Source organism: Polaromonas sp. P1_G2, from assembly GCF_056405515.1.
This window is the reverse complement of record NZ_JBFUBY010000591.1, coordinates 1-788: the sequence shown is the minus strand read 5'-3', so window position 1 is coordinate 788 and position 788 is coordinate 1. Positions and strand designations below refer to the sequence as shown.

The 788-nt window shown below is 60.7% G+C and carries 1 protein-coding gene; it reads right to left on the bottom strand.

Going from position 1 to position 788, the window contains the following annotated elements; translation table 11 throughout:
• The coding region (locus AC1D0P_RS26375) for an alpha-D-ribose 1-methylphosphonate 5-triphosphate diphosphatase (RefSeq protein WP_477679428.1) at positions 1-788 on the bottom strand (788 nt) is incomplete at both ends.

Genomic DNA, 788 nt, shown 5'->3' with positions numbered 1-788 from the left:
GGTGCGAAGCGCGCGCGGCTTCATGGCTGGTCGGGAATTCGGCAAGGCGGACGCCGTAGCCGATGGCTTCTTCGACATGCTCCACCGTGGCGTCGTCATGCGAGGCGACGGTGATGGCATGGCTGTTGCAGAAGGCAGCGATGATGTCGCGATGCTTCTTCGCGTGACGCTCGGAGGCTTCAAGGCGACGTGCGACGAATTCGGCGAACTGCTCGTCCGTCAGCCCGCGCTTGGTCTTGTAGTAGAAGGTATACTGATCCATCGTCTGGAACTGGCGCTGGCCTGGCGCATGGTCCATCATCGACACCAGCTTTACCTGCGGGTCATGCTCGAATGTCTCGAAATGGTCGATGACGTCGGATGACGAGACTTCGCAGCGCAGGTGGATCAGGTGCTCCGCCTTCAGGCGGTTTTCCGTCCGCGCCGTCATCAAAGCATCGGCCATGTCACGCATCTCGCCCGTCTCAAAGCCACCGTCTTCATCCGAGCCCATGCGCAGGCAATCGAAGACAGTGGTGATGCCCGAAGAGGCGACCTGGGCGTCATGTGCCTGGATCGCGGCGATCTTGTCCCAGCGGACGCCGGGGCGGGGCGAATAGTGGCTTTCGAGATGGTCGGTGTGCAGTTCGATCAGGCCCGGGATCAGATAGTCGCCTTCGAAATCCTCACCGATAGCCGAAAACCCTTCGGACAGTTCGGCGATCTTGCCATCGCGGATCACGACCGATCCGTTGAGGGTCTTGTCGTCGAGGACGATGCGCGCATTTCTGAAGACGGTATCCTTGGAC